We start from the raw sequence: 22,870 nt of genomic DNA, 5'->3' as shown, positions 1-22,870 counted from the left end.
GAGGATCCATGCACGACCTGCTGGACGGCGAACTCTGGCAGCTGACCGTCAACGGCCTCGTGCGGGGCGCCCTCTACGCCGCGCTCGGCGCCGGGCTGGCGCTCGTCATCGGGGTCACCAACCGCTTCCACTTCGCCTACGCGCTCACCTACACCGCCGCCCCCTACGCCGCCTACTGGGTGATGGACGGTCTCGGCGCGCCGTTCTGGCCGTCGGCGCTCGCCGGCCTCGCCGTCGCGGTCGCCGCCAGCATGCTGCTGGAACTCGGCGTCTACGAGCCCGTCGCCCGACGCGCCGCCGACCGCGCCATGCTCGCCGTGCTGGTGACCTCGATCGGCGTCAGCACCGCGGGCATCGCCCTGCTCCAGCTCAAGTTCGGCACCAGCAGCCTGCCGTTCTACGGACCGGACCAGGTGCAGCACCACCTCGGCTCGGCGCGGATCTCCAACTTCGACGTCGACCAGGCGGCCACCTGCCTCGTCCTCGTCCTCGCCCTCACCGCGTTCCTGGCGTGCACGCCGATCGGCCGCTCGATCAAGGCCGTCCGCAGCAACCCGGGCCTCGCCGCCGTGCTGGGGATCGGGGTCCGCCGCGTCAACCTCGCCTGCTTCGCCGTCGCCGGTCTCATCTCCGGCGCCTGCGCGCTCTGGTACGGCCTGCTCTACACGGTCCAGCCGACCATGGGCGACTCGACGGTCATCTACGGGTTCGTGGTGGCCTTCCTCGCGGGCACCCGCTCGTCGCCGCTGCGCGCGCTGCCCGTCGGGATCGGGCTCGGCCTGCTGGAGCAGTGGGCGTCGAACTGGCTGCCGCTGCAGTGGACGCAGACCGCCGTCTTCATCGTCCTCACCGCCTACCTCGCGTTCCTGGCGGTGAAGGACCGCCTGCCGCGCCCGCGCCCCGCCCGTCCCGTGCCGCTGGAGAAGGTCTGACGCCATGTGGATCAACTATCTGGACCAGGCGCTGCTGCTCGCGGCCCTCGCCGTCGGCGTCAACCTCCTCGTCGGCTACGCCGGGCAGGTCTCCGTCGCGCACGCGGCCTTCGCGGGCGTCGGCGGCTACGCCGTCTGCTTCCTCGCCGGCCAGCACGGCTGGCCCTACCTCGCCTCCCTCGCCGTCGCCGTGCTGGTCACCACCGTCCTCGGGGTGCTGATCGGGCTGATCGCGCTCGGGCTCGCCGAGGAGTTCCTCATCCTGATGACGCTGGCGTTCTCGCTCGGGATCATCGGCGTCCTCGCCACCTTCGACGCCCTCGGCGGCGTCACGGGCATCACCGGCGTCGACGGCCTGCGGCTGTTCGGGATGGAGCTGGACACCCCGGCCGACTGGCTGGTCCCGTCGGCGGTGGTGCTCGCCCTCGTCTTCGCCGTCTGCCGCCGCCTCGGCGAGTCCCCCTACGGGCAGGTGCTCAAGGGCATCCGCGAGGACGCCGTGGCGACCCGCGCGCTCGGCAAGAACACCTTCGGCTACAAGATCGGCATCTTCGCGATCACCAGCGGGCTGACCGGGCTGGTCGGCGGCCTCTACTCCGGCTGGCTCGGCCAGGCGACCCCGTCGGCGTACGGGTTCCCGCTCGCCATGGCGGTGTTCGCGATGGTCATCGTCGGCGGCAACGCCAACCTCGCCGGCTCGATCGCGGCCGGCGTCGTCCTCACGATGATCGAGCCGGTGCTCCGCCAGGTCCTCGCCGTGCAGAGCACCCAGGCCGCGCTCGTGCAGGTGGTGCTGTACGGCGCCCTGCTGCTGCTCGTCATGCTCGTCCGGCCGCAGGGCCTGTTCCGTGAGCGCCCCCGGAAGATCGCGATACCCGACGCGCCCGCCGCGCCCGCAGTGCGCGCCTCGTCCGGTTTCGAGCCGCGGGCGCGGACCTCGCCGCGTCCCGCGCCCGCCGACCGGACGCCCTACGCCGAGGCCGACGTCGTGCTCCGCGCCGAGGGGCTGTCCAAGCGCTTCGGCGGCATCACCGCCGCCAAGAACATCGACCTCGAACTGCGCCGCGGCACCGTCACGGCGCTCGTCGGCCCGAACGGCGCCGGCAAGACCACCGCGTTCAACCTGCTCACCGGCACCGTCGTCCCCGACACCGGCTCGGTGACGCTGAACGGCGCCGAGCTGGTCGGGATGCGCCCGGACCTGATCGTCCGCGCCGGGCTGGCGCGCACCTTCCAGGACGTGCGGCTGCTCAACCGGCTGACGTGCCTGGAGAACGTCATGCTCGCCGTCCCCGGCCAGCCGGGCGAGCGGCTCGGCCGGCTGTTCGCGCCCGGCCGGGCCGTCTCCCGCGCGGACCGGGAGGCCGCCGCGGAGGCGATGCGGTGGCTGGAGTTCGTCGGCATGGCGGACCAGGCCGCGGCACCGGCCGACGCGCTGTCCTACGGCCAGTCGAAGCTGGTCTCGCTGGCGCGGGCGCTGGCGACCCGGGCCGAGGTGCTGCTGCTCGACGAACCGGCCTCCGGCGTCGACGCGGCCTGGGTGGAGACCATGCTCGCCATGGTCGCGGCGGTCCGGGACGAGGGCCGGACCGTCTGCCTGGTCGAGCACAACCTCGACGTCGTCCGCCGGCTCGCCGACCACACCTGCTTCATGGAACTCGGCGAGATCACCGCGTCCGGCACGCTCGACGAGCTGACCGGTTCCGCCCGCCTCGCCGAGGCGTACTTCGGCGCCCAGTGACGAGGAGGACCCGATGTCCCAGAACAGCGCGCCGCTGCTCGACGTGAGCGGCCTGGTCGCCGGCTATGGCCGCAAGGAGGTGCTCCACGGCGTCGGCCTCCGCGTCGAGGCGGGCGAGATCGTGACCCTGATGGGCCACAACGGCGCGGGCAAGACGACCACGATCCGGGCGGTGCTCGGGGCCGTCCGCCCGCGCGCCGGCACCGTCCGGATCGCCGGGCGCGACACCACCCGCCGGCCCGTCCGCAAGGCCGTCGCGGCGGGCGTCGCCATGATCCCGTCCGAGCGGTTCGTGTTCCCCGACCTGTCGGTGCACGACAACCTCCTGCTGGGCGCCGCCAACGCCCCGTCCGGCTCCAGCACCGCGCAGCGCCTCGCGACGGTGAAGGAGCTCTTCCCGATCCTCGGCGAGCGCTGGAGGCAGCCGGCCGGCTCGATGTCGGGCGGGCAGCAGCGGATGGTCAGCCTGGGCATGGCGCTGATGGCCCGGCCCCGCCTGCTGCTGCTGGACGAACCGTCCCTCGGCCTCGCGCCCTCGGTCGTCGAGACCATCTTCGGCCGCCTGCGCTCCCTCGCCGACGACGAGGGGATCGGCGTCCTGCTCCTCGAACAGAACGTCAAGCAGGCCCTGAAGATCGCCGACCGCGCCTACGCGATGCGCTCCGGCAGCGTGATCCTCGAAGAGACCGCGGACGAGCTGCGCGGCCGCACCGACTTCTGGGACCTCTTCTGACCGCCCCGATCCTGACCGCCCCGACCGGGGACGCCGGAAAGGTTCCCTCCCCGGTGACCGGTTCCTGTCATCCTGCCTCGCTTGTTGGGGTGCGCACGGTGCGTGGATGATGATCAGAAGCATCTCGGAAGCCGCTGGTCATCGGAGGTGGGAATGCTCGCCAGGCGGTTCGGCTACGCGGTCTCTCCCGAGCCGGCGGCGACCGCCACCCCGTCCGTCCTCGGCCAGCTCGACAAGGCCGCACGCCTGGACCGGGTGCTCTTCATCGGCGTCTCGGTGTGCGGCGCGGCGATGGCCGTGGGCATGATCATCGCGCTCAGGGACGAACTGTCCTTCGCCGGCCTCGTGGGCGGGGTGCTCGCCGGGGAGGCGGCCTTGCTGGTCATATGGCTGGCGGCGAGGAGCCAGGAGCGGGTGCGCGGCCCCGGTGGCGAGGGTCTGACGGGACCGGAGGCACACCGCCTCAGAAGGGTCCTGGCCGAGCAGCCCTGGCAGGTCTGGCCCTGCCGCGTGGAACTCGTCCGCGACTATGTGAACCCCTCGACGCTGGTTCACGTGTTCCTTCTGGACCCGGACCAGAACGTGGCGGGGGTGATGAAGACCCGGCTCCAGCGCGCCATCTGGAATGCCATGACCGACGGCTACGGCGTGCTGTGGTTCGCCGGAGATCTGAGGTTCGGCGGCGCGCTCGCTCACCCGGCCGACCCCACCGACCCGACGGTGTCGTATGCGAGCGCCGTCCCGCAGCAGCCCGCCACCGCGTCGTCCGGCGATTCCGTCGTCATGGAGGAACTCCAGCGGCAGGCGATCGGCTGGACCTTCGGCCAGCTTTGACCTCAAGCGCTTGAGGTGTGCTGTCCTGCTGGACATGAGCACCTTCACCATCCAGGACGTCTCCCGGCGCACGGGGCTCAGCGAGCCGACGCTGCGCTATTACGAGGACGTCGGGCTCGTCGGGCCGATCCGGCGGGACGAGAGCAGCGGGCACCGCCGCTACGGCGTCGAGGACCTCGACGTGCTGGAGGCGCTGGCCTGCCTCCGCGCCGCCGGGGTGGGGATCGACGACATGCGCGCCTACCAGGCCAACCGTGCCCGCGGCCGGGCCGCGGCGGGGGAGCAGCGCGACCTGCTGCTGCGGCACGCCGAGCGCGTCGAGGCGGAGATCGCCGCCCGGCGGGCGCGGCTCGGCTACCTGCGCGACAAGGCGGCGCTGTGGGACGCCCGCGACCGCGGTGACGCCGCCGAAGAGGCCGAGGTGACGCGGCGCCTCGTGGAGTCGGTCGACCGGCTGGAGCTCCTGCGATGAGCCGGGTCCTGGTCACCGGCGGGTCGGGCTACCTCGGCACGCACCTTGTCGCCGCGCTGCTGCGGGACGGCAGGGAGGTGCGCGCCACGGTGCGCTCGACGGCCCGCGAGGCCGACGTGCGCGCGGCCGTGCGACGCGGCGGCGCGGACGACTCCGGCCTGGAGGTCGTCGCGGCGGACCTGACGGCCGACGACGGCTGGGCCGCCGCGGTGGCCGGCTGCGCCGAGGTCCACCACGTCGCCTCGCCGATCCCGGCCGCCCGGCCCGACGACCCGGACGAGCTGATCGTCCCCGCCCGCGAGGGCACGCTGCGGGTGCTGCGCGCCGCGCGCGCGGCGGGCGCCCGCCGCGTGGTGCTGACCTCGTCCTTCGCCGCGGTGGGGTATACGCCGAAGCCGGGCGCCGAGTACACCGAGGACGACTGGACCGATCCCGGCACGCCGGGGCTGGCGCCCTACCCGCGCTCCAAGACGATCGCCGAGCGCGCTGCGTGGGACCTGATGGGCGACGGGGACGGCGGCACCGAACTGGTCGCCGTGAACCCGACCGGCATCTTCGGGCCCGCCCTCACATCCGTCCCGGGCTCCTCGATCCAGCTGATCAAGGCCATGCTCGACGGCGCGATGAAACGCGCGCCGCGGCTGCGCTTCGGCATCGTCGACGTCCGCGATGTGGCCGACCTGCACATCCGCGCGATGGCGGCGCCCGGCGCCGCGGGCCGTCGCTTCCTGGCCGTCGGCGACGGCCCGGCGCTCAGCCTCCTGGACATCGCCGCCGTCCTGCGCCGGCGGCTCGGCCCGCTCGCCGCACGGGTGCCCACGGAGGAGGAGCCGGGTGACGGGCCGCCGCGGCCGATCATCCGCAACGACCGGGCCCGGACGGAACTCGGCTGGCGGCCGCGTCCGGCCGAGACGACGATCGTGGAGTCCGCCGAAAGCCTCCGCGACCTCGACCTCCTCAAGGCGAACGAATGACGCTTCAAGGCGTCGGCAGCTTCGCCCAGACGGCCTTACCGCCCTCGACGAGCGGGCGGACGCCCCAGCGGTCCTGGACGAACTCGGCGACGAGGCGGAGCCCCCGGCCCGAGACCGCCGCGTGGTCCTCCGGCCGGACGACCGGACGGCCCTCACCCGCGTCCCACACCTCGATCACGGGCCGCCCGTCGTGCTCGTCGCGCCGGAGACGGACGACGATCGGCCCCTCACCGTGCCTGTAGGCGTTGGTGACCAGCTCGCAGACGATCAACCGGCCCAGGTAGTCGTCCGCGATGCCCCAGTCCGCGAACTGCTTGGCAAGGAACTCGCGCGCGAGCCGAGGCGCCGCATCGGTCGAGTCGAGAACGAGCGTGGGGGGCTCGGATGCCGCTGGTGAAGTCATCGGTACACCCTTGGAACGTTGGCCACTGGTCACCGCCCAGTTAGCCACCATGCGCTCGCGGAGCGTCACGAAGCGCAGGTGAAGCTGGACAAGTTCCGCTGGCAAGTTCGCCGGACTTGCTCCCCGGTTGGGCTTGCTTGAGGGACGATGACGGCATGACGCCACGGCGCAACAAGGGCAAGGTCAGCCCGTCCCTCCTGCCGTTCGGGCGGCGGTTCCGGCGGTTCCGGGAGGCGATGGGGTGGAGTCAGGAGAACCTCGCCGCGCGAGCGCGCGGCGGTCAAGGCGTCACCCCCCAGTACATCGGCGCGATCGAGACGGGCCGAACCCGCTGCACGCTGGAATTCGCCAAGGAGATGGACGAGGTTCTCAAGGCGAACGGCGAATTGGTCGCGCTCTGGGAAGATCTGGTGAAGGACGCGGCCTTTCCCGTGTGGTTCGACTGGGTGAGCATCGAGGAATCGGCGGGAGCGCTGGAGAGCTGGCAGACCATGCTCGTCCACGGCTTGTTGCAGACACCCGCGTACGTGGCCGCGTTGCTGCACGGTAATGCCGAAGCGATCGAGGCCCGTCTCAAGCGGCAGGAGATCCTCGCCCGAGAGGACCCGCCGGACTGCACCTTCTTGCTGGACGAAGGCGTCCTGTATCGCGAGGTCGGCGGGCCGGAGGTGATGAGAGACCAGCTGGAAAACCTGCTGAACCCGCCGTCCGACCGGATCACGGTGCAGGTGGTCCCGTCCCACGGCGAGCACATCGGCAACGTCGGGTCGTTCACATGCGCGACGTTGGAAGACCTAACCGAGGTGGCGTATGTGGAGACCGTGGCGCGCGGTTTCACGATGGGCGAGATCGAGGACATCATCGAGGTGCGTCGTGCGCTCAGGGAGATACGCTCTCTTGCACTACCCGTCGGCCAGTCGGCCGACTTGATTTCAAGAACGGTGAAGGACAGATGGACTTGAACGATCTTCGCTGGCGCAAGGCGTCACGCAGCGCTTCGAACGGCGGGGAGTGCGTCGAACTGGCGTCCGCTGCCGGTGTCGTCGCCGTCCGTGACTCGAAGGACCCGGACGGCCCCAAGCTCGTCGTGGGCCGCGAGCAGTTCGCCACCCTGATGGCGGCCTTGAAGCACTGACACTCTCGCTGGCTGGTCTGTCGACCTGGTTCTAAGGATGGTGAAGGACGGATGGACCTGACTACGGCCACTTGGCGTAAGAGCAGTCGCAGCGGCGGCACCGGGGGCGAGTGCGTCGAGGTCGCGGACTTGGCCGGTGTCGTCGCCGTCCGCGACTCGAAGGACCCGGACGGCCCCAAGCTCGTCGTACGCCGCGACGAGTTCGCCACCCTGATGGCGGCGCTGAAGCACTGACACTCTCCGGCCAACGAGCCGTTGAGGTGTGGCGTGGTGTCCTTATTCTCATAAGGGCGCCACGCCACGACTCAATGGGGAGCACGGGCGGTCAGATCCAGGTGGGAAGGGCGTTCTCGGCGTAGCGGGCGCCGAAGCCGCCGGTCGGCAGGATCTGGGCGATGGCGTCCAGGTCGTCGCCAGTGAGGGCGAGGTCGGCGGCGGTGGTGTTCTCCTCGACTCGCTGGGGGCTGCGGGTGCCCGGGATCGGGACGATGTCGTCGCCCTGCGCCAGGATCCAGGCCAGCGCCAGCTGCGAGACGGTCGCGTTCTTGGTGGCGGCGAGTTCGGTGAGCTGCTGAACGGCCTTCAGGTTCTTTTCGAAGTTGCCGGGCTGCCAGCGGGGATCGTGGTTGCGCATGTCGGTGGCGTCGTAGGACCCGGCGGGCTTGGCGGTGCCGGTGATGAAGCCGCGGCCCAGCGGTGAGTAGGCGACGAACCCGATGCCGAGTTCGCGCAGCACCGGGAACAGCTGCTCCACGTCGCGTTCGAACAGCGAGTACTCGGTCTGCAGCACCGAGACGGGCTGGACGGCGTGGGCCTTGCGGATGGTCTGCGGGCCGGCCTCCGACAGGCCGAAGTACTTCACCTTGCCCGCGTCGATCAGTTCCTTGACCGTGCCGGCGACGTCCTCGATCGGCACGTCGGGGTCGACGCGGTGCTGGTAGAGCACGTCGAGGTGGTCGACGCCCAGGTAGCGCAGGCTGTTGTCGGCGACCTTGCGGATGTTGTCGGGGCGGCTGTTGAGGGCGCGCGTGAACCCGTTGGTCAGGTCGAAGCCGAACTTGGTGGCGATGACCACCTCGTCGCGGACGCTCTTGAGCGCCCTGCCGACGAGGATCTCGTTGGAGCCGGTGCCGAGGCCGTAGAGCTCGGCGGTGTCGAAGAACGTGACGCCCAGGTCGAAGGCGCGGCGGATGGCGGCGATGCCCTCCCGCTCGTCGCCGGGGCCGTAGGCCATCGTCAGCCCCATCGTGCCGTAGCCGATGGCCGAGGTGACCAGGCCCTGGCGCCCCAGAGTGCGCTGCTGCATGACCAACCCTCCGTGAAGGAATCGCAAGGAACGAACCAAACCGTTCGGTATGGTCCGGCTCCACCGTACCCACCTCCGCGAGCGCGTCAAACCGAACGGTTCGGTTGGCTAGGGTGGGGCCATGGCCAGCACCGAGCCCGCCCGCGCCGACTCCACCCGGGACCGGATCGCCGCCGCCGCCCGCGACGAGTTCGCCCGGCACGGAATCGCCGGCGCCCGGGTCGACCGGATCGCCAAGGCCGCCCGGACCAGCAAGGAACGCGTCTACGCCTACTTCCGCAGCAAGGAGAAACTGTACGAACACGTCGCCGCCGCCGAACTCGCGGCGGCGGCCGGTGCCGTCCATCTGGACCCCGCCGATCTGCCCGCCTACGCCGGGCAGCTGTTCGACTACTTCACCGCGAATCCCGACCGGTACCGGTTCGTCGCCTGGGGCCGCCTGGAACCGGCCGTCGCACCCGACGGCGACCGCGGCCCGTACCGCGACGCGATCCTCGCCAAGATCGAGACCGTCCGCCGCGCCCAGGAGGCGGGCGACCTCGACCCCGCGTGGGATCCCGTCGACGTCCTGGCCCTGGTCTCCCAGATCGCGCACACCTGGCTCGACCAGGCCGAGATGGCCGCCGTCGCCCGCCGCGCCGCCGCGGACACGGCGCCGGCCGTGCGCCGCGCCGTCGTCATCCGCGCCGTCACCGCGATCTTCCCGCCCGCCCGGCGCCCTTCCTGAGGGACCTCGGGTCGGGAAGGGAGCCCCGGCCTTTGTGGGGCCCGGGCTCCGGTGGGGCCGGTTCAGCGGAAGGTGTGCTCCATCTCGCCGATGCCCTCCACCCAGGTGCGCAGCGTCTCGCCGGGGCGAAGGAAGCGCTGGGGGCTCCTGCCGAGGCCGACGCCGTCCGGGGTGCCGGTGAAGATCACGTCGCCGGGGCGCAGGGTGATGACCTGCGACAGCTTCGCGATCGTGCGGGGGATCGAGAAGATCAGCCTGGACGTGCGGCCGTCCTGCACCGTCTCGCCGTCGATCGCGCAGCCGAGCGCGAGGTCGTCGCGGTCGGGGAGCTCGTCGAGGGTGACGAGCCAGGGGCCGATCGGCGCGAACCCCGGGTAGGACTTGGCGAAGCCGAACTGCGGGGCCTCGCCGGTGAACTGGAGGATCCGTTCCGAGAGGTCCTGCCCGACCGAGAGGCCGGCCACGTGGTCCCAGGCCGCTTCGGCCGTGACGCGGTGGGCCGTCCGGCCGATGACCGCGACGACCTCGACCTCCCAGTCGGTGTGGCCGCCGTCGGGCAGGGCGATCTCGCCGTAGGGGCCGGTGATGGACGAGGCGAACTTGGTGAAGACCGGCGGCAGGTCCTTCGGCGGCTCGAAGCCGGTCTCCGCGGCGTGGTCGGCGTAGTTCAGCCCGATCGCGACGACCTGGGACGGCGCGGGCGACGGCGAGCCCAGCCGGGCCGCGTCGATCTCGACGTCGGGCACGGGGGCGGCGGTGGCCGCCCATGCGGTGAAGGCGTCCCAGTGGTCGTAGACGCTCTGCGGGTCGGGGCCGAAGCGGCCGTCCGAGGCGGTCGCGATGTCCGCGGCCTTGCCGTCGGAGACGACCAGTACGGCCCGGCCCGCGTGGTTGGCGATGCGCATGTCTTCCTTACAGGTGGCCGTCGATGAGGCCCGTCAGGAGCCGCTCGAAGGTCTCGGGGTGCTCGATCTGCGTCCAGTGGCCGCACCGCCCGAGGACGTACAGGTCCGCGTTCGGGATCGCGGCGGCGAAGTACTCGCTCGCGGCGACCGGGATGATCCGGTCGTCGCGGCCGTGGACGCAGAGCACCTCGTGGGTGATGGTCGCGAGTTCCTCGCGCGTGAAGAAGCGCCGGGCGCCGTTCGGGTCGAACGACGCCTCGTGGGAGCGGCGGACGTCCTCGCGGTTCACGTAGGCCATCCGCTCGGCCACGACCCGGTCGACGGTGGCGCGCAGGGGGTCGAGGTCGTACACGAACTCGCTGAGCAGCCCCTTGAGGGACTCGGCGCTCGGGCTCGCGTAGAACTCGCGCAGGTGCGCGAGGCCGGGGCTGACCGGCATGTCCGGTGCGCCGCCGCTGCCCATCAGCAGGACCTTGCCGATCAGATCGGGCCGGGCCAGCGTCATCAGCAGCGCGAGCTGGCCGCCCATCGAGTTGCCGACCAGGTGGACCTTCTCCAGGCCGAGCCCGTCCACCAGCGCGAGCAGCGCCTCGGCCCGCAGCTCGTTGAACGGGCCCATGCCGCGCGGCGCGTCGACGGGGTGCGAGGAGTCCCCGAACCCGATCTGGTCGGGCGCCAGGCACCAGAACCGGGGCCCGAGATCGGTGATGATCCGCTCCCAGTTGGACAGCCCGGTCGCGCCCGGCCCGGAGCCGTGCAGGAACAGCACGGCCTCCGAGCCCCGCTCGCCCGCCTCGTGCAGCCGGAACGTCAGCTCGCCGCCGCGGACCTCGACCGCGACGTCGGACGAGGTGATCACAGGTGCACCTCCGCGAGCCTCTCGGCGCCGAGGTGCCGGCCGCCCCACGCCTTGGCGAGCGGGTCGCCGAAGAGGAAGGCGTGGCTCCCGGCCGCGATGGCGTCCTGGAACCTCGTCTGCAGCGGGTGGTCGACGAAGGCGGAGCGGCCCGACGAGACCCGCATCAGCGCCTGGACGGTGTCGACCGCCGCGTTCGCCGACCGGGCGACGTCCCAGCGCCAGAAGGCGCGCTGTTCCGGCGACGGGATCTCGCCGCGCTCCGCGTGCTCCATCAGCTCGGAGGCCGTCCGCCTGACCTTCAGGACGGCGGCGTCGAGCTGCCAGGCCGCCTCGGCGAGATGGTCCTGCACGACGGGCTCCTCGCGGAGCAACTGGCCGTAGTTGGTGCGGCGGGCGCGGGTCTCGGTGACCCACTGGTCGTAGAAGCCGAGGCAGGCGCCGAGCGCTCCGGCGGCGATGATCAGGTTGAACGTGACCGCCCACGGCGTCCGGTACAGCGGCCCGTCGTTGAGCTCCTGGCCGGGCAGCGGGGTGCCGAGGCCGTGCGTGTAGTACACGTGCGACTGGCCGCGGTGCTCGGGCACGAACACGCCGTCCACGACGATGTCGTTGGAGCCGGTGCCGCGCAGGCCCGCGACGTTCCAGGTCTCCTCGATCCGGTAGTCGGCCTCGTCGAGGATCACGGAGGTGAAGTCGGGGTACTCGGTGCCGTTCACCTCGCGGCGCCCGGCGATGCCGCCGAGGATGACGCCGGAGCAGATCCCGCTGCCGGAGGAGAAGCTCCACCGCCCCGACACCCGGTAGCCGCCGGGGACCTTCTCGATCCTGCCGGTCGGCGTGTACGACGAGGCGATCCTGCGGCCCGGGTCGTCGCCCCAGACCTCCTTCTGCGTCTCCTCGGGGAACAGGGCGATCTGCCACGGGTGGACGCCGACGACGGACGCCACCCAGCCCGCGGACGCCGACGCGCGGCCGATCTCGATCACCGTGTCGGCGTACTCGGCGAGGTGGGCCTCGCCGCCGCCCCAGCGGGCCGGCTGCAGCGCGCGCAGCACGCCCGTCGACTCCAGCGCCGCGACGGCCTCCTCGGTGAGCCGCCCCTGCTCCACGCTCGCCGCGTCGGCCGCGGCGAGCGCGGGCGCGGCGGCCCGCGCCTTCTCGATCATGCTCATGGTCATTCCGTCCCGTTCCCGACGAAGGCCCGCACGATCGCCTGGAAGCGCGCGGCCTGCTCGATCTGCGTCCAGTGGCCGCACTTGTTGATCACGTAGAGGTCCGCCTGAGGCAGGTGCTCGGCGAGGTAGCGGCCGCATTCGAGCGGCACGATGACGTCCTGGCGGCCGTGCACCACCAGGGCCGGGACGTCGATCTTCGCGAGGTCGTCCGGCTCGAAGGCGAGCATCTCCGGCCCGAACATGGCCCGGTGCCCGGCCTCGATCCAGGGCCGCCGCACGATCGGCATCCGCTCCGCCGCGACCGCCTCGACCGTGTCGCCGAAGGCGCTCTTGTCGTGCACGAACTGGATGAGCAGGTCCGCCATCGCCTCGACGGTGGGATCGTCGAAGTAGGTGATGAGCTTGATCAGCTCGGGCGTGGGCTCCAGGCCCGGCATGCCGCCCGAGCCCATCAGCACGAGCCCGGAAACGAGGTCCGGCCGGAGCTGGGCGATGCGCAGCGAGTACATCCCGCCCATCGAGTTGCCGACGAGGACGACCTTCTCCAGGCCCAGCGCGTCCACGAGTTCCAGCAGCGCCTCGATGCGGACCTCGGCCTGCGCCGTGAACCCCTGCGGCTGCGGGTCCGGATGGCTGGAGTCGCCGAAGCCCAGGATGTCGGGGGCGACGCAGTGGTAGGTGTCGCCGAGCCCCTCGATGACCTCCCGCCAGTTGGACGCGGCGGTCACGCCCGGCCCGGACCCGTGCAGGAAGAGCAGGGCGGGCGCGCCCGGCGTGCCGGTCTGGTTGACGCGCAGGTGGCGGCCGCCGCCGATCGCGACGTCCTCGGTGCGGATCGCGGCGGTCATTCGCCCGCCTCCCCGCCGGCGACGGTGCGGAAGATGCCGGGCGGCCCGTCGATGTACGCCTGGGAGCGGTGGTGGCCCCAGATCGACGGCAGGTCGTGGTTGCCCGCGACCCACGTCAGGTCGTCGACGGTGATCCCGCCGTGCCCGTACTCGATCTGCATCGACGACGGGGTCTGCACGTAGATGGAGGTCATCAGGTCGTTGGTGTGCCGGCCGAGCGACAGCAGGATCTCCCGCTCCGGGTCGGCGGTGAACAGGTCGATCGCGGTGCCGAGGTCGTCGAACGACTCGACCTCCAGCATCAGGTGGTTGATCCCCGTCATGCCGGGGATCTCGGCGACCGCGAGGGAGTGGTGGCGGCCGTTGCAGTGGTAGAAGCGCAGGTTGAAGATGTCGCTCTTCACCCGGTCCGACAGCCGGAAGCCGAGCGTCTCGGCGTAGAACGCGTCGGCCCGCTCCAGGTCCGGCACGATCAGCACGACGTGGCCGAGGCCGAGGTCGCCGGTGACGAACCGGCCGCGCATGGGGCGTCCGGGGAAGAACGAGTTCGGGTGCGAGTACTGCCCCCACACCAGCTCGTGCCGGTTGCCGAACGGGTCGGCGAACCAGTGCAGCTCGCTGACCTGGCGCTCCTTGAGCTCCTCGGCGGTCCCGGCGTGCAGTTCGACGCCCTTGCCGCGCAGCTCGGCGACGTAGGCGCGCAGCTCGGTCTCGTTGCCGCAGTCCCAGCCGATGTAGCGGAGCTCGTCCTGCTCCGCCGGGTGGACGGCGATCCGGTAGCCCTTGTCGTCGACCTTGACGCGGACCGCGCCGTCGGGACCGTCGCCGGCGATGACCGCGCCGAGCAGCCGGGTGGCGTAGTCGCGCCACTCCTCGGCCTTCGGCGACGCGATCCCGAGATAGGCGAGTTGCGAAATCACAGCATGACCTCCGGGGCGGACGAGTCGAGGAGCGCGGCGCCGTAGTACTGGCCGACGCCGTCGGAGACGAGGAACGCGTGGCCGAGTTCGGCGATGACGTCCTGGTAGAGGCGGTGCAGCGGGTGGTCGACGAAGACGGTGCGGCCCGAGGCGACCCGCATCAGCTTGTTGATCGCGAAGCCGGTCTCCTGGCAGCCCTTGGTGACGTTCCACCGGAGCCGGGCGCGCTGCCGCTTGTCCAGGAACGCGCCGGCCTCGGCGGCCTCGGTGATCGTGTCGATCGCGTCGTACATCTTCATGACGGCCGCGTCGTGCACCCATTCGGCCTCGGCCAGGTGCATCTGCATCAGCGGGTCGTCGGCGTAGGTGCCGCCCCAGTTCGCCTTGCGGACGCGGGTGTCGGCCGTCCAGTCGTCGAGGACGCGGCGGGCGAGCCCGAGCATCGGCGCGACCAGCACCAGGTTGAACATGACCGCCCACGGCACCTTGTAGAGGGCGCTCGGGTTGGTCTCCATGCCCGGCGCGGGACGGTCGGGGTTGTACTCGTAGAGCGGGCTGGACAGGAAGCGGCGCTCGGGGATGAAGGCGTCGGCGACGACGATGTCCTTGCTGCCGGTGCCGCGCGAGCCGCGGACGTGCCAGGTGTCGTCGATGGAGTACTGGTCGCGGTACAGCAGCGCGGACCCGTAGTTCGGGACCTCGACGCCCGGCGCGACCTCGACCTTTCCGGCGAACCCGCCGAGGATCACGCCCTGGGCGTGGTCGCAGCCGGAGGAGAACGACCAGCGGCCGTGCACCCGGTACCCGCCGTCGACCGGCTCGATCCTCCCGGTCGGCGCGTAGGAGGACGAGGCGTTCCAGTCCGGGTCGGACTCCCAGATCTCGGCCTGCGTCTCCTCGGGGAAGAGGGCCAGCTGCCAGGGGTGCGACCCCATGACCCCGGCCACCCAGCCGGCGGACGGCGCGATCCGGCCGAGTTCGTAGACGCTCGCGAGGTGCTCGCGCAGCGAGAGCTCGGCGCCGCCCCAGCGCTTCGGCTGGAGGCCGCGCATCAGCCCGGTCTCGCGCATGTACGTGAAGGCCCGGCCGGTCAGCGCGCGCTGCTCGGCCGAGAGGTCCTCCTCGGCGCGGAGCTCCGGCTCCAGCCGGCGGATCTCGTCCAGGACGGTCATCGGTGACGTTCCTTCGGTGTGGGGAGGGCGGGAGAGCGTGACCGGCATCTCTGTAACAGTCACTACATGGACCGTAGAGCGAGCGCTCCGGGGAAGGCAAGAGGGGGCGGCAAGATTCTGTGACCGCGCGCACAGCTCCCCGTCGTTCGATGCCGCCGGCCGGTTGAGCGTGTGGGCTGCTGAAATCGGATGCGATCAGGCCGGGGGAGGGGCGGGGCGAACCTTCGGCCGGTCCGGCCGGGGTTGCGCTCGGCTGGTGACTGGTGTCACGGTAAAGGTCTGTAGTAATCACTCCATGGAGGAGCTGCCGTGCCGCACACCCCACCCTGGGAGCCGGGGTTGCTCGCGTCGCTGACCGGGGTCGGCCCCGGACCGAGCGCCCGTGACAAGCGGGTCGCGCTGCGCGCCGCGCTCGCCGCGGCCGTGCCCCGGCCGGAGGCGGACGGGCCGGGCACGGGGATCGAGCCGCTGGTGCTGCCCGGCGCGACCGACGCCCTCGGCGCCCGGCTCGTCGAGGACGCCGGCTTCGCCGCCGTCTACGCCACCGGCGCCGGGCTCGCGAACGCCGGCTTCGGCCTGCCCGACATCGGGCTGATCTCCCAGACCGAGGTCGCCGACCACGCCGGACGGCTCACCGAGGCGACCCGCGTCCCGCTCGTCTGCGACGCCGACACCGGGTACGGCGGCCCGCTCGCGGCGATGCGCACCGTCCGGCTGCTGGAGCGCGCCGGGGTGGCGGGCCTCCAGCTGGAGGACCAGGAGATGCCCAAGCGGTGCGGCCACTTCGACTCGCACGCGCTGATCCCGTCCGGGCACATGCAGACCAAGATCGCGGCGGCGTGCGAAGCGCGCACCGACGACGCGCTCGTGATCATCGCGCGCACGGACGCCCGGTCCGTGCACGGGATCGACGAGGCCATCGAGCGCGGCCGCGCCTACGCCGACGCCGGCGCCGACGTGCTGTTCGTCGAGGCGCCCCGGACGGTCGACGAGCTCGCCCTGGTCGGGCGCGAGCTGGCGGGCGTCCCGCTGATCGTCAACGTGGTCGAGGGCGGCAGGACCCCGCAGCTCGGCGTGGCGGAGTACGCCGAACTGGGCTTCGGCGTCGTGCTGTTCGCCAACTACCTGATGCGCTCGATGCACCTCGCCGGGCAGGAGGCGCTGGCGCACCTGAAGGAGCACGGCGAGACCGCGTCCCGCGCCGGGCGGATGGCCGGATGGGAGCAGCGGCAGAGCCTGTTCAACCTGCCGCGCTTCAGCGCCGCCGAGAGCGCGCTGGACCGGGAGTACGGGAGCGGCTCGTGAGCTCCGTCCCCGGCCTGCCGGTCGAGACCGCGCTGCCCGAGCGCGTCGGCGTCCTCGTCCTCGGCGCGGGACTCGCCGGCTGCGCCGCGCTGCTCGCCGCGGCCGAGGCGGGACGGTACGCGCTGCTGCTGGAGAAGACCGGCGGCATCGGCGGCTCCACCGTGAAGTCGGCGGGCCTGTCCGCGTTCGCCGGCACCGACGAGCAGGCCGAGCAGGGCATCGCCGACTCCGCCGACCTGCTCCGCAAGGACCTCCTCGACGTCGGGAAGGACCGCAACGACCCGGCGCTCGTCGACCTGTACTGCGAGCACCAGCTGGAGACGTACCGGTGGCTGAAGGACCACGGCGTCCGGTACGGGGAGATCCACGCCGCCTCGGGCCAGTCGGTGCCGCGCAGCCACCCCGCCGACACCACCCGCATGCTGGAACTGCTGCTCAAGGCGGCCGGCGACCTCGGCGCGCGCGTCATGCTCGACGCGCCCGCCCACCGGCTGCTGCACGACGGCGCCCGCGTGACCGGCGTCCGGCTCGCCGACGGCCGCGAGGTGGCGGCCGACGCGGTCGTCCTCGCCACCGGCGGGTTCTCGATGAACCCGGACCTGCTCGCCACCTTCGCGCCGCAGATGGAGCACGCGCTCCGCCAGGGCGGCGCGGGCAACCAGGGCGACGGCCTCAAGATGGCCATGGCGCTCGGCGCCGGCGTCCGCGACACCCCCTACATCAAGGGCACCTACGGGCACTTCCACGTCGAGCACCCCGACGAGGACGGCACCGGCATCCTCGCCGTCTACAAGGGCGCGATCGCGGTCAACCGCGAAGGCCGCCGCTTCGTGGACGAGTCGCGGAACTACAAGGAGATCGGCGACGCCGCGCTCGCCCAGCCCGGCGTGACCACCTGGCAGGTCTTCGACGCCCGGACGATGGCCCTCGCCAACGACGAGGTCCCGATCTACGAGTTCGCGGGACGCGAGCGGGCCGGGATGCTGCTCAGGGCCGACACGATCGCGGGCCTGGAGGCCGAGATCGGCCTCCCCGAAGGCTCCTTGCGGCGCACCGTCGCGGACTACAACGCCGCGATCGCGTCCGGGCGGGACGACGCGTTCGGGCGCGTCCACCTGTCCGGCGGCGTGGGGGAGCGGACGCCGATCGACCAGCCGCCCTTCTACGCCCACCCCTCCGGCACCGTCGTGCTCGCGACGTACTGCGGCCTCACCGTCGACACCCGGATGCGGGTCCTCGACTGGTGGGGCGAGCCGATCGGGCGCCTCTACGCCGCCGGCGAGATCACCGGCGGATTCCACGGTGCCGGCTACATGACCGGCACCTCCATCGGCAAGTCCGGCGTCTTCGGTCGGATCGCCAGCCGGAACGCGGCCGGCGAGGAGAGCGAGCTCCAATGGTGACGTCCGCCTTCGATCTGACCGGCCAGGTCGCCCTGGTCGTCGGCGTGGCCTCCGGCGGCCTCGGTGAGCGCGCGGCGCACGCGCTCGCGGACGCGGGAGCGCGGACCGCCGTCGCCGACCTGCCGGCGCGCGACGCCGACCTCGCCGCCACGGCACGCGACCTCGGGACGAGCGCGCATGAGGTCGACGTCACCGACGAGGCGTCCGTCGCCGCCCTCTTCGAGAACGTGATCGCCGCGCACGGGCGGCTCGACATCGTCGTCAACGCCGCGGGCGTCATGCTGCGCAAGCCGTACGACGAGACCACGGTCGAGGAGTTCGAGCGGGTCGTCCGGGTCAACCTGACCGGCACGTGGCTGGTCGGACGCGAGGCCGGCAAGGCCCTCACCCGGCAGGGGAGCGGCGGCCGCATCGTCAACCTCACCACCGTCTACGCCGAGCGCGTCGGACCCGTCCCCGAGTCGGCGTACTACTCGTCCAAGGCCGGCGTCGTGAACGTGACGCGGGCGCTGGCCGCCGAACTCGGCCCGCACGGCGTCAACGTCAACTGCCTGGCCCCCGGCGTCTTCTACCCCACCCAGATGACCGCCGCGCTCGGCGCCGACCCCGACCGGCTGGCGTGGTTCGGCGAGCGCACCATGCTCGGCCGCCTCGGCGACCCCGCCACCGACTTCGCCGGCCCCCTGCTCCTGCTCGCGAGCCCCGCCGCCTCGTACATGACCGGCCAGGTCGTGTACGTCGACGGCGGCTGGTCCGCCTGGTAGCCCGATCCCTCCAAGGAGACCCCTGATGACCACCGCCACGAAGGCCCTGCTCATGCTCGACTACCAGGTCGCGCTCTGCGAGGAGGGGCCGCACCTGCGGATGCCCCCGCTCGCCGCGCAGATCGCCGAGCGCGGCGTCCTCGGCACGGCCGAGCGGGTGCTGGCCGCCGCCCGCGCGGCCGGGACGCTCGTCGTGCACGTCCGGCTCGCGTTCGACCCCTCCTACCGGCTCCGCACCAACCGGCTGCCGCGCTTCGACCCCTACGAGGAGCAGCGCGCGATGCTCGCGGACTCGCCGGAGGCGCAGATCGTCAAGGCGCTGGCGCCCGCCGACGGGGAGCCCGTCGTCGACAAGGGCTGCGTCGACCCGTTCGTCGGTACCGCGCTGCGGGACGTCCTGGCCGCCGAAGGCGTCACCGAGGTCGTCCTCGGCGGCGTCGCCACCAATCTGGTCGTCGAGTCCGCCGCCCGGCACGCCTCCGACTCCGGCCTCCAGGTGACCGTCGTCGAGGACATGTGCGCCTCCTTCCGGCCCGACTTCCACGAGTTCTCCGTGACGAACATGCTGCCGCTGTTCGGCTCCGTGATCGGCTCCGCCGAGCTCGCCTTCTGAGGGGACGCCACGCCATGACCGAACAGAACCACCGCTACGACGTCGTCGTGGTCGGCGGCGGGGTCGCGGGCCTGTCGGCCGCGGTCTCCGCCGCCGAGAACGGCGCCCGCGTCGCGCTGCTGGAGCGGTCCCCGGAGGCCGAGACCGGCGGCAACACCCGCTACACCGAGGCGTTCCTGCGGATGAAGTCGCTCGACGAGGTCGCCGACGGCTTCGAGGACGCCCTCGTCGACGACTTCATGGGCCACCCCGACCCGTCCATCGTCAACGACGCGGCGCTCCCGCCCCGGCGGCAGGGCGCGCTGTACCGCGCCACCCACACCGTCGACCCGGACTACGTCGCCGTGCTGGCCGAGAACGCGCCGCCGACGCTGCGCTGGATGTCCGGCCACGGCGTCCGGTTCGACTTCGTGCCGACCCCGTTCCTCACCCGCTCGACGACCCGGATGGCGCCGGTCGGCGGCGGCCTCGCCATCGTCGAGACGATAGGCAAGGCCGCGCGCGGGCTCGGCGTGGAGTTCCACTTCGCGACCACGGCCCGGCGGCTCGCCTCCTCCGGCCGCGGCGTCACCGGCGTGCTCGCGCACACCCCGGCCGGCCCCGCCGTGTTCGAGGGCGCGGTCGTCCTCGCCAGCGGCGGCTACCAGGGCAACTTCGAGCTGATGGCCCGCTACCACGGCGACAAGGCGCTGACCTGCCGTCCCGTCGCCAAGGGCGGCAACTACAACAAGGGCGAGGGGCTGGAGATGGCGCTCGCGCTCGGCGCCGCCACCGCCGGGAACTTCGCCCTCTTCCACGCCGAGCCGATCGACCCGCGCAGCGGCGAGCCGGAGGCCGCGATCTTCTGCTTCCCCTACGGCGTCCTCGTCAACAAGGAAGGGCTGCGGTTCGTGGACGAGGCGCGCGGCACCGTCGACGCCTGGTACGAGCGGACCACCCGCGCCATCCAGGCCCAGACCGACGGGATCGCCTGGGTGATCCTCGACCAGCGGGGGCTGGCGGTGCCGAACCTGATGGCGGGCGTCCGCACCGACGTCCCACCCGTCACCGCGCCGACCATCGGCGACCTGGCGCGGGCGCTCGGCCTACCCGCCGCGACCGTCGAGCGGACCGTCGAGGCGTACAACGCGGCCTGCCCTCCCTCGGACGGCTTCGACCACAGCGCGCCCGACGGCCTCGCGACCACCGGGCTGGACGTCCCGAAGTCGAACTGGAGCCGGCCCGTCGAGCAGGGGCCGTTCGCCGCGTACCCGGTCATGGCGGCGAACGTCTTCAGCTTCGGCGGCCTCAAGACGACCTCCGCCGCCGAGGTCGTCGACCGCGACGGCCGCCCCATGACCGGCCTGTACGCGGCGGGGGAGCTGACCGGGCTCTACTACTCCAACTACACCGGCTCCACGTCGGTGCTGCGCGGCGCGACGTTCGGCCGGATCGCCGGCGCGAACGCCGCCGCCCACGCCGCGGCGGGGGTGTGAGCGTGCGGATCTGGCACCAGTCCTTCACCGTCCTCGACGACGTCCCGCACTACCGCGACGCGCTCGCCCGCCACCTGCGGTCGCAGGCGGCCCCGGGGACCGAGATCGACTTCCACGGGATGAGGCCCGGCACCTACCCGTCCGACTATCCCGGGACGCACATCGGCTACGCCTACCTCGCCGGGCTGCACAAGGAGCAGTTCGCGCACGCGGCGCTGCGCGCTCAGGACGAGGGCTACGACGCGTTCCTGATCGCGACCATCCCCGACACCGCATACGAGGAGGTCCGGACGATCGTCGACATCCCCGTCATCGCGTTCGGGCAGACCTCGGTGCTCATGGCGGGGACACTGGGCGACCGGGTGGGAATCGTCAACTTCATCGCCGCCCTCGAACCGCAGCTCCGCCGCAACATGCGCGACTACAGGCTGGACCGGCTCGTCGGGCCCATCGTCCAAGTCGAGGCGGAGTTCGCCGACGTCATGGGGGCGTACGGCGACCCGGAACCGCTGCTAGACGCGTTCACCCGCGCCGCGCGCGAGGCGATCGCGGACGGCGCGAACGTCATCGTCCCCGGCGAGGGGCCGCTCAACGTGTTCCTCGCCGACCAGGGCGTGTCCCGCGTCGACGACGTGCCGGTGCTCGACTCCCTCGGCACCTGCGTCCGCGTCGCGGAGCTGCGCGCCGCGCAGTACCGGGCCACCGGCCTCGCCCCGGCACGGACCGGCTTCTACGGGGCGCGCCCGCCCCGCCCGCTGATCGACGCCGCGCGGGACTTCTACGGCACGCGCGGGACGCTGTCATGACCTGGGACACCGAGGTCGACGTGGCCGTGGTCGGCGGCGGGGCCTGCGGCGTGATGACCGCGCTCCGGGCGGCCCGCGACCCCGGCCGCGTCGTCGCCGTCTTCGAGAAGTCCGCGCGCGAGGGATGCAACGCGGCGATCTCGTCCGGCTCCCTCGCCGCCGGAGGCACCCGCTTCCAGGCGGCCGCGGGCATCGACGACTCGCCGCGGCGGCACGCCGACGACATCCTGCGCGCCAGCGGCGACGAGGAATGGCGCCCGGTGGTGGAGGCGCTCTGCGCTGCCGCCCCGCGGATCGTGGAGTGGATCGCCGACACCGGCTACCCGATCGAGCTCGGCACCGACATGCCCCGCGCCGGGATGACCGCCCTGCGCCTGCACACCGACACCGGCCGCCTCGGCGGCGCCCGACTCATGCGGCACCTGCGCGCCCTCCTCGAAGCCCATGACAACGCCGCCTTCGTCGACGAGGCGCCCGCCGTCGACCTCGTCTCGGACGACGGCGGGGTCACCGGTGTCGTCATCGCGCAGAACGGCTCGCTGCAGCGCGTGCGGGCCGGCGCCGTCGTCCTCGCCACCGACGGCTTCGCCGCCGACCAGACCCTGGTCAAGCGGTACCTGCCCCACCTCGGCACGCCCTTCTACGGAGGTGTCTCCACCTCGACCGGCGACGCGCTCGCCTGGGCGGGGCGCCTCGGCGCCCAGGTGCGCAACATGGGCGCCGGCCTGCGCTCAGGCCTCGTCGTCGTGGACCACGGCACCCGCGTGTCCCCGGCCCTGCCGTTCAACGGCGCCGTCCTGGTCAACGCCGACGGCGAGCGCTTCGTGGACGAGGAGTCGAAGGGCTACTCGTCCATGGCGGGCGTCCTGCAGCGGCAGCCCGGCGAGCGCGCCGCCATGATCTGGGACGCCACCGCCATGGCCGCCACCCGCGAGTCGGAGATGATGCGCGAGAGCCTCGCCGCCGGCGCCGTCCGCGACTGCGCCACCCTCGACGACCTCGCCGCCTGCCTGGGGCGGACGCCCGCGGAGACCGAACACGCACTGGCCCCGCTGCCCGACCGCCGCGGGCTCACCGCCCCCTACCATCTCGCCTGGGTCACCCACGGCCTGCTCACCACCCAGGGCGGCCTGGTCATCGACCCGTCCGGCCGCGTCCTGGACGGGGCCGGCGAGCCGATCCCCGGCCTGTTCGCGGGCGGTGGCGCCGCCTGCGGCCTCGCCGGACCGCACTCCGACGGCTACCTGTCCGGCAACGGGCTGCTCTCCGCCTTCGGCATGGGCTGGATCATCGGGAACGGGCGAGGACCCGACCCGGCGCCGGTGCCCTGAACCGCCACATGCGCGGAACGAACCCCGCGGGCGTCCG

25 protein-coding genes are annotated in these 22,870 nt (G+C 72.5%); 17 read left to right on the top strand and 8 right to left on the bottom strand.

The features are described from left to right. The first annotated feature begins 8 nt into the window (after positions 1-8). The 6 genes from ABT299_RS39750 (at position 9) to ABT299_RS39725 (ending at position 5,686) form a co-directional block, all read left to right on the top strand. Positions 9-932 (top strand): branched-chain amino acid ABC transporter permease, encoded by a 924-nt coding sequence (locus tag ABT299_RS39750; RefSeq protein WP_500253903.1) that lies wholly within the window; start codon positions 9-11, stop codon positions 930-932. A gap of 4 nt (positions 933-936) precedes the next feature. Then, on the top strand, positions 937-2,673 hold the full coding sequence (locus ABT299_RS39745; RefSeq protein ID WP_500253902.1) for a branched-chain amino acid ABC transporter ATP-binding protein/permease: 1,737 nt from the start codon (positions 937-939) through the stop codon (positions 2,671-2,673). Between the two features lie 13 nt (positions 2,674-2,686). Continuing rightward, positions 2,687-3,406: an ABC transporter ATP-binding protein gene (locus tag ABT299_RS39740; protein WP_500253901.1), complete on the top strand. Its 720-nt coding sequence runs from the start codon at positions 2,687-2,689 to the stop codon at positions 3,404-3,406. A gap of 153 nt (positions 3,407-3,559) precedes the next feature. Beyond that, positions 3,560-4,240: a hypothetical protein gene (locus ABT299_RS39735; RefSeq protein WP_500253900.1), complete on the top strand. Its 681-nt coding sequence runs from the start codon at positions 3,560-3,562 to the stop codon at positions 4,238-4,240. A 34-nt stretch (positions 4,241-4,274) separates the two neighbouring features. Beyond that, a complete protein-coding gene (locus ABT299_RS39730; protein WP_500253899.1) occupies positions 4,275-4,712 on the top strand; it encodes a MerR family transcriptional regulator in 438 nt (145 codons plus the stop codon). Further along, the gene (locus ABT299_RS39725) at positions 4,709-5,686 is read left to right on the top strand and encodes an NAD-dependent epimerase/dehydratase family protein (protein ID WP_500253898.1); all 978 of its coding nucleotides are present in this window, start codon (positions 4,709-4,711) and stop codon (positions 5,684-5,686) included. Before ABT299_RS39730 ends, ABT299_RS39725 begins: the two co-directional genes overlap by 4 nt. 4 nt (positions 5,687-5,690) lie before the next feature. On the opposite strand, the gene ABT299_RS39720 is transcribed toward ABT299_RS39725, so the two are convergent. Further along, a complete protein-coding gene (locus ABT299_RS39720; RefSeq protein WP_500253897.1) occupies positions 5,691-6,089 on the bottom strand; it encodes an ATP-binding protein in 399 nt (132 codons plus the stop codon). A gap of 155 nt (positions 6,090-6,244) precedes the next feature. On the opposite strand from ABT299_RS39720, the gene ABT299_RS39715 reads away from it, so the two are divergent. From ABT299_RS39715 to ABT299_RS39705, 3 genes are read left to right on the top strand one after another with little or no spacing between them, the layout of a single operon-like run. Beyond that, entirely contained in the window at positions 6,245-7,051 is an 807-nt protein-coding gene (locus tag ABT299_RS39715) for a helix-turn-helix domain-containing protein (RefSeq protein WP_500253896.1), read from the top strand. Then, positions 7,042-7,224, top strand: coding sequence for a DUF397 domain-containing protein (locus ABT299_RS39710; protein ID WP_500253895.1), 183 nt, complete (start codon positions 7,042-7,044; stop codon positions 7,222-7,224). Before ABT299_RS39715 ends, ABT299_RS39710 begins: the two co-directional genes overlap by 10 nt. A 51-nt stretch (positions 7,225-7,275) precedes the next feature. Beyond that, on the top strand, positions 7,276-7,458 hold the full coding sequence (locus tag ABT299_RS39705) for a DUF397 domain-containing protein (RefSeq protein ID WP_500253894.1): 183 nt from the start codon (positions 7,276-7,278) through the stop codon (positions 7,456-7,458). Between the two features lie 91 nt (positions 7,459-7,549). Here the strand turns inward: ABT299_RS39705 and ABT299_RS39700 are convergent, their stop codons facing one another. After that, positions 7,550-8,530, bottom strand: a complete 981-nt coding sequence (locus ABT299_RS39700; RefSeq protein WP_500253893.1) for an aldo/keto reductase — start codon at positions 8,528-8,530, stop codon at positions 7,550-7,552. 121 nt (positions 8,531-8,651) lie between these two features. Between ABT299_RS39700 and ABT299_RS39695 the strand changes: the two genes are divergently transcribed. After that, positions 8,652-9,257 (top strand): TetR/AcrR family transcriptional regulator, encoded by a 606-nt coding sequence (locus tag ABT299_RS39695; protein WP_500253892.1) that lies wholly within the window; start codon positions 8,652-8,654, stop codon positions 9,255-9,257. Positions 9,258-9,319: 62 nt separating this feature from the next. Here the strand turns inward: ABT299_RS39695 and ABT299_RS39690 are convergent, their stop codons facing one another. Genes ABT299_RS39690 through ABT299_RS39665 form a run of 6 tightly spaced genes read right to left on the bottom strand, consistent with a single transcriptional unit; the run spans position 9,320 to position 15,136 of the window. Continuing rightward, positions 9,320-10,162, bottom strand: coding sequence for a fumarylacetoacetate hydrolase family protein (locus ABT299_RS39690; RefSeq protein ID WP_500253891.1), 843 nt, complete (start codon positions 10,160-10,162; stop codon positions 9,320-9,322). A gap of 7 nt (positions 10,163-10,169) precedes the next feature. Continuing rightward, a complete protein-coding gene (locus ABT299_RS39685) occupies positions 10,170-11,021 on the bottom strand; it encodes an alpha/beta fold hydrolase (RefSeq protein ID WP_500253890.1) in 852 nt (283 codons plus the stop codon). Continuing rightward, complete coding sequence (locus ABT299_RS39680) at positions 11,018-12,193, bottom strand: acyl-CoA dehydrogenase family protein (protein WP_500253889.1); 1,176 nt, start codon at positions 12,191-12,193, stop codon at positions 11,018-11,020. The genes ABT299_RS39685 and ABT299_RS39680 overlap by 4 nt, the downstream gene beginning before the upstream one ends. Positions 12,194-12,195: 2 nt before the next feature. Further along, positions 12,196-13,044 (bottom strand): alpha/beta fold hydrolase, encoded by an 849-nt coding sequence (locus tag ABT299_RS39675; protein WP_500253888.1) that lies wholly within the window; start codon positions 13,042-13,044, stop codon positions 12,196-12,198. Beyond that, on the bottom strand, positions 13,041-13,964 hold the full coding sequence (locus ABT299_RS39670) for a VOC family protein (RefSeq protein ID WP_190855217.1): 924 nt from the start codon (positions 13,962-13,964) through the stop codon (positions 13,041-13,043). The genes ABT299_RS39675 and ABT299_RS39670 overlap by 4 nt, the downstream gene beginning before the upstream one ends. Further along, positions 13,961-15,136, bottom strand: coding sequence for an acyl-CoA dehydrogenase family protein (locus ABT299_RS39665; protein WP_190855218.1), 1,176 nt, complete (start codon positions 15,134-15,136; stop codon positions 13,961-13,963). Before ABT299_RS39665 ends, ABT299_RS39670 begins: the two co-directional genes overlap by 4 nt. 309 nt (positions 15,137-15,445) lie before the next feature. Here ABT299_RS39665 and ABT299_RS39660 point away from each other — a divergent pair, with 309 nt between their 5' ends. The 7 genes from ABT299_RS39660 to ABT299_RS39630 are packed head-to-tail and all read left to right on the top strand — an operon-like array spanning position 15,446 to position 22,833. After that, complete coding sequence (locus tag ABT299_RS39660; protein ID WP_387026616.1) at positions 15,446-16,441, top strand: isocitrate lyase/PEP mutase family protein; 996 nt, start codon at positions 15,446-15,448, stop codon at positions 16,439-16,441. Then, the gene (locus ABT299_RS39655; RefSeq protein ID WP_500253887.1) at positions 16,438-17,844 is read left to right on the top strand and encodes an FAD-dependent oxidoreductase; all 1,407 of its coding nucleotides are present in this window, start codon (positions 16,438-16,440) and stop codon (positions 17,842-17,844) included. Before ABT299_RS39660 ends, ABT299_RS39655 begins: the two co-directional genes overlap by 4 nt. Beyond that, entirely contained in the window at positions 17,838-18,608 is a 771-nt protein-coding gene (locus tag ABT299_RS39650; RefSeq protein WP_500253886.1) for an SDR family NAD(P)-dependent oxidoreductase, read from the top strand. The genes ABT299_RS39655 and ABT299_RS39650 overlap by 7 nt, the downstream gene beginning before the upstream one ends. Before the next feature lie 25 nt (positions 18,609-18,633). Further along, the gene (locus ABT299_RS39645) at positions 18,634-19,221 is read left to right on the top strand and encodes a cysteine hydrolase family protein (protein WP_500253885.1); all 588 of its coding nucleotides are present in this window, start codon (positions 18,634-18,636) and stop codon (positions 19,219-19,221) included. Between the two features lie 14 nt (positions 19,222-19,235). Next, entirely contained in the window at positions 19,236-20,696 is a 1,461-nt protein-coding gene (locus ABT299_RS39640; RefSeq protein ID WP_500253884.1) for an FAD-dependent oxidoreductase, read from the top strand. Between the two features lie 2 nt (positions 20,697-20,698). Then, a complete protein-coding gene (locus tag ABT299_RS39635; RefSeq protein WP_500253883.1) occupies positions 20,699-21,502 on the top strand; it encodes an aspartate/glutamate racemase family protein in 804 nt (267 codons plus the stop codon). Then, positions 21,499-22,833 (top strand): FAD-dependent oxidoreductase, encoded by a 1,335-nt coding sequence (locus tag ABT299_RS39630; protein WP_500253882.1) that lies wholly within the window; start codon positions 21,499-21,501, stop codon positions 22,831-22,833. The genes ABT299_RS39635 and ABT299_RS39630 overlap by 4 nt, the downstream gene beginning before the upstream one ends. The last annotated feature ends 37 nt before the right edge of the window (positions 22,834-22,870 follow it).

Source organism: Spirillospora sp. NPDC000708 (assembly GCF_040299565.1).
Taxonomy (GTDB): Bacteria; Actinomycetota; Actinomycetes; order Streptosporangiales; family Streptosporangiaceae; genus Spirillospora.
The sequence above is the reverse complement of the archived record's forward strand: the minus strand, read 5'-3'. Positions and strand labels throughout refer to the sequence as shown.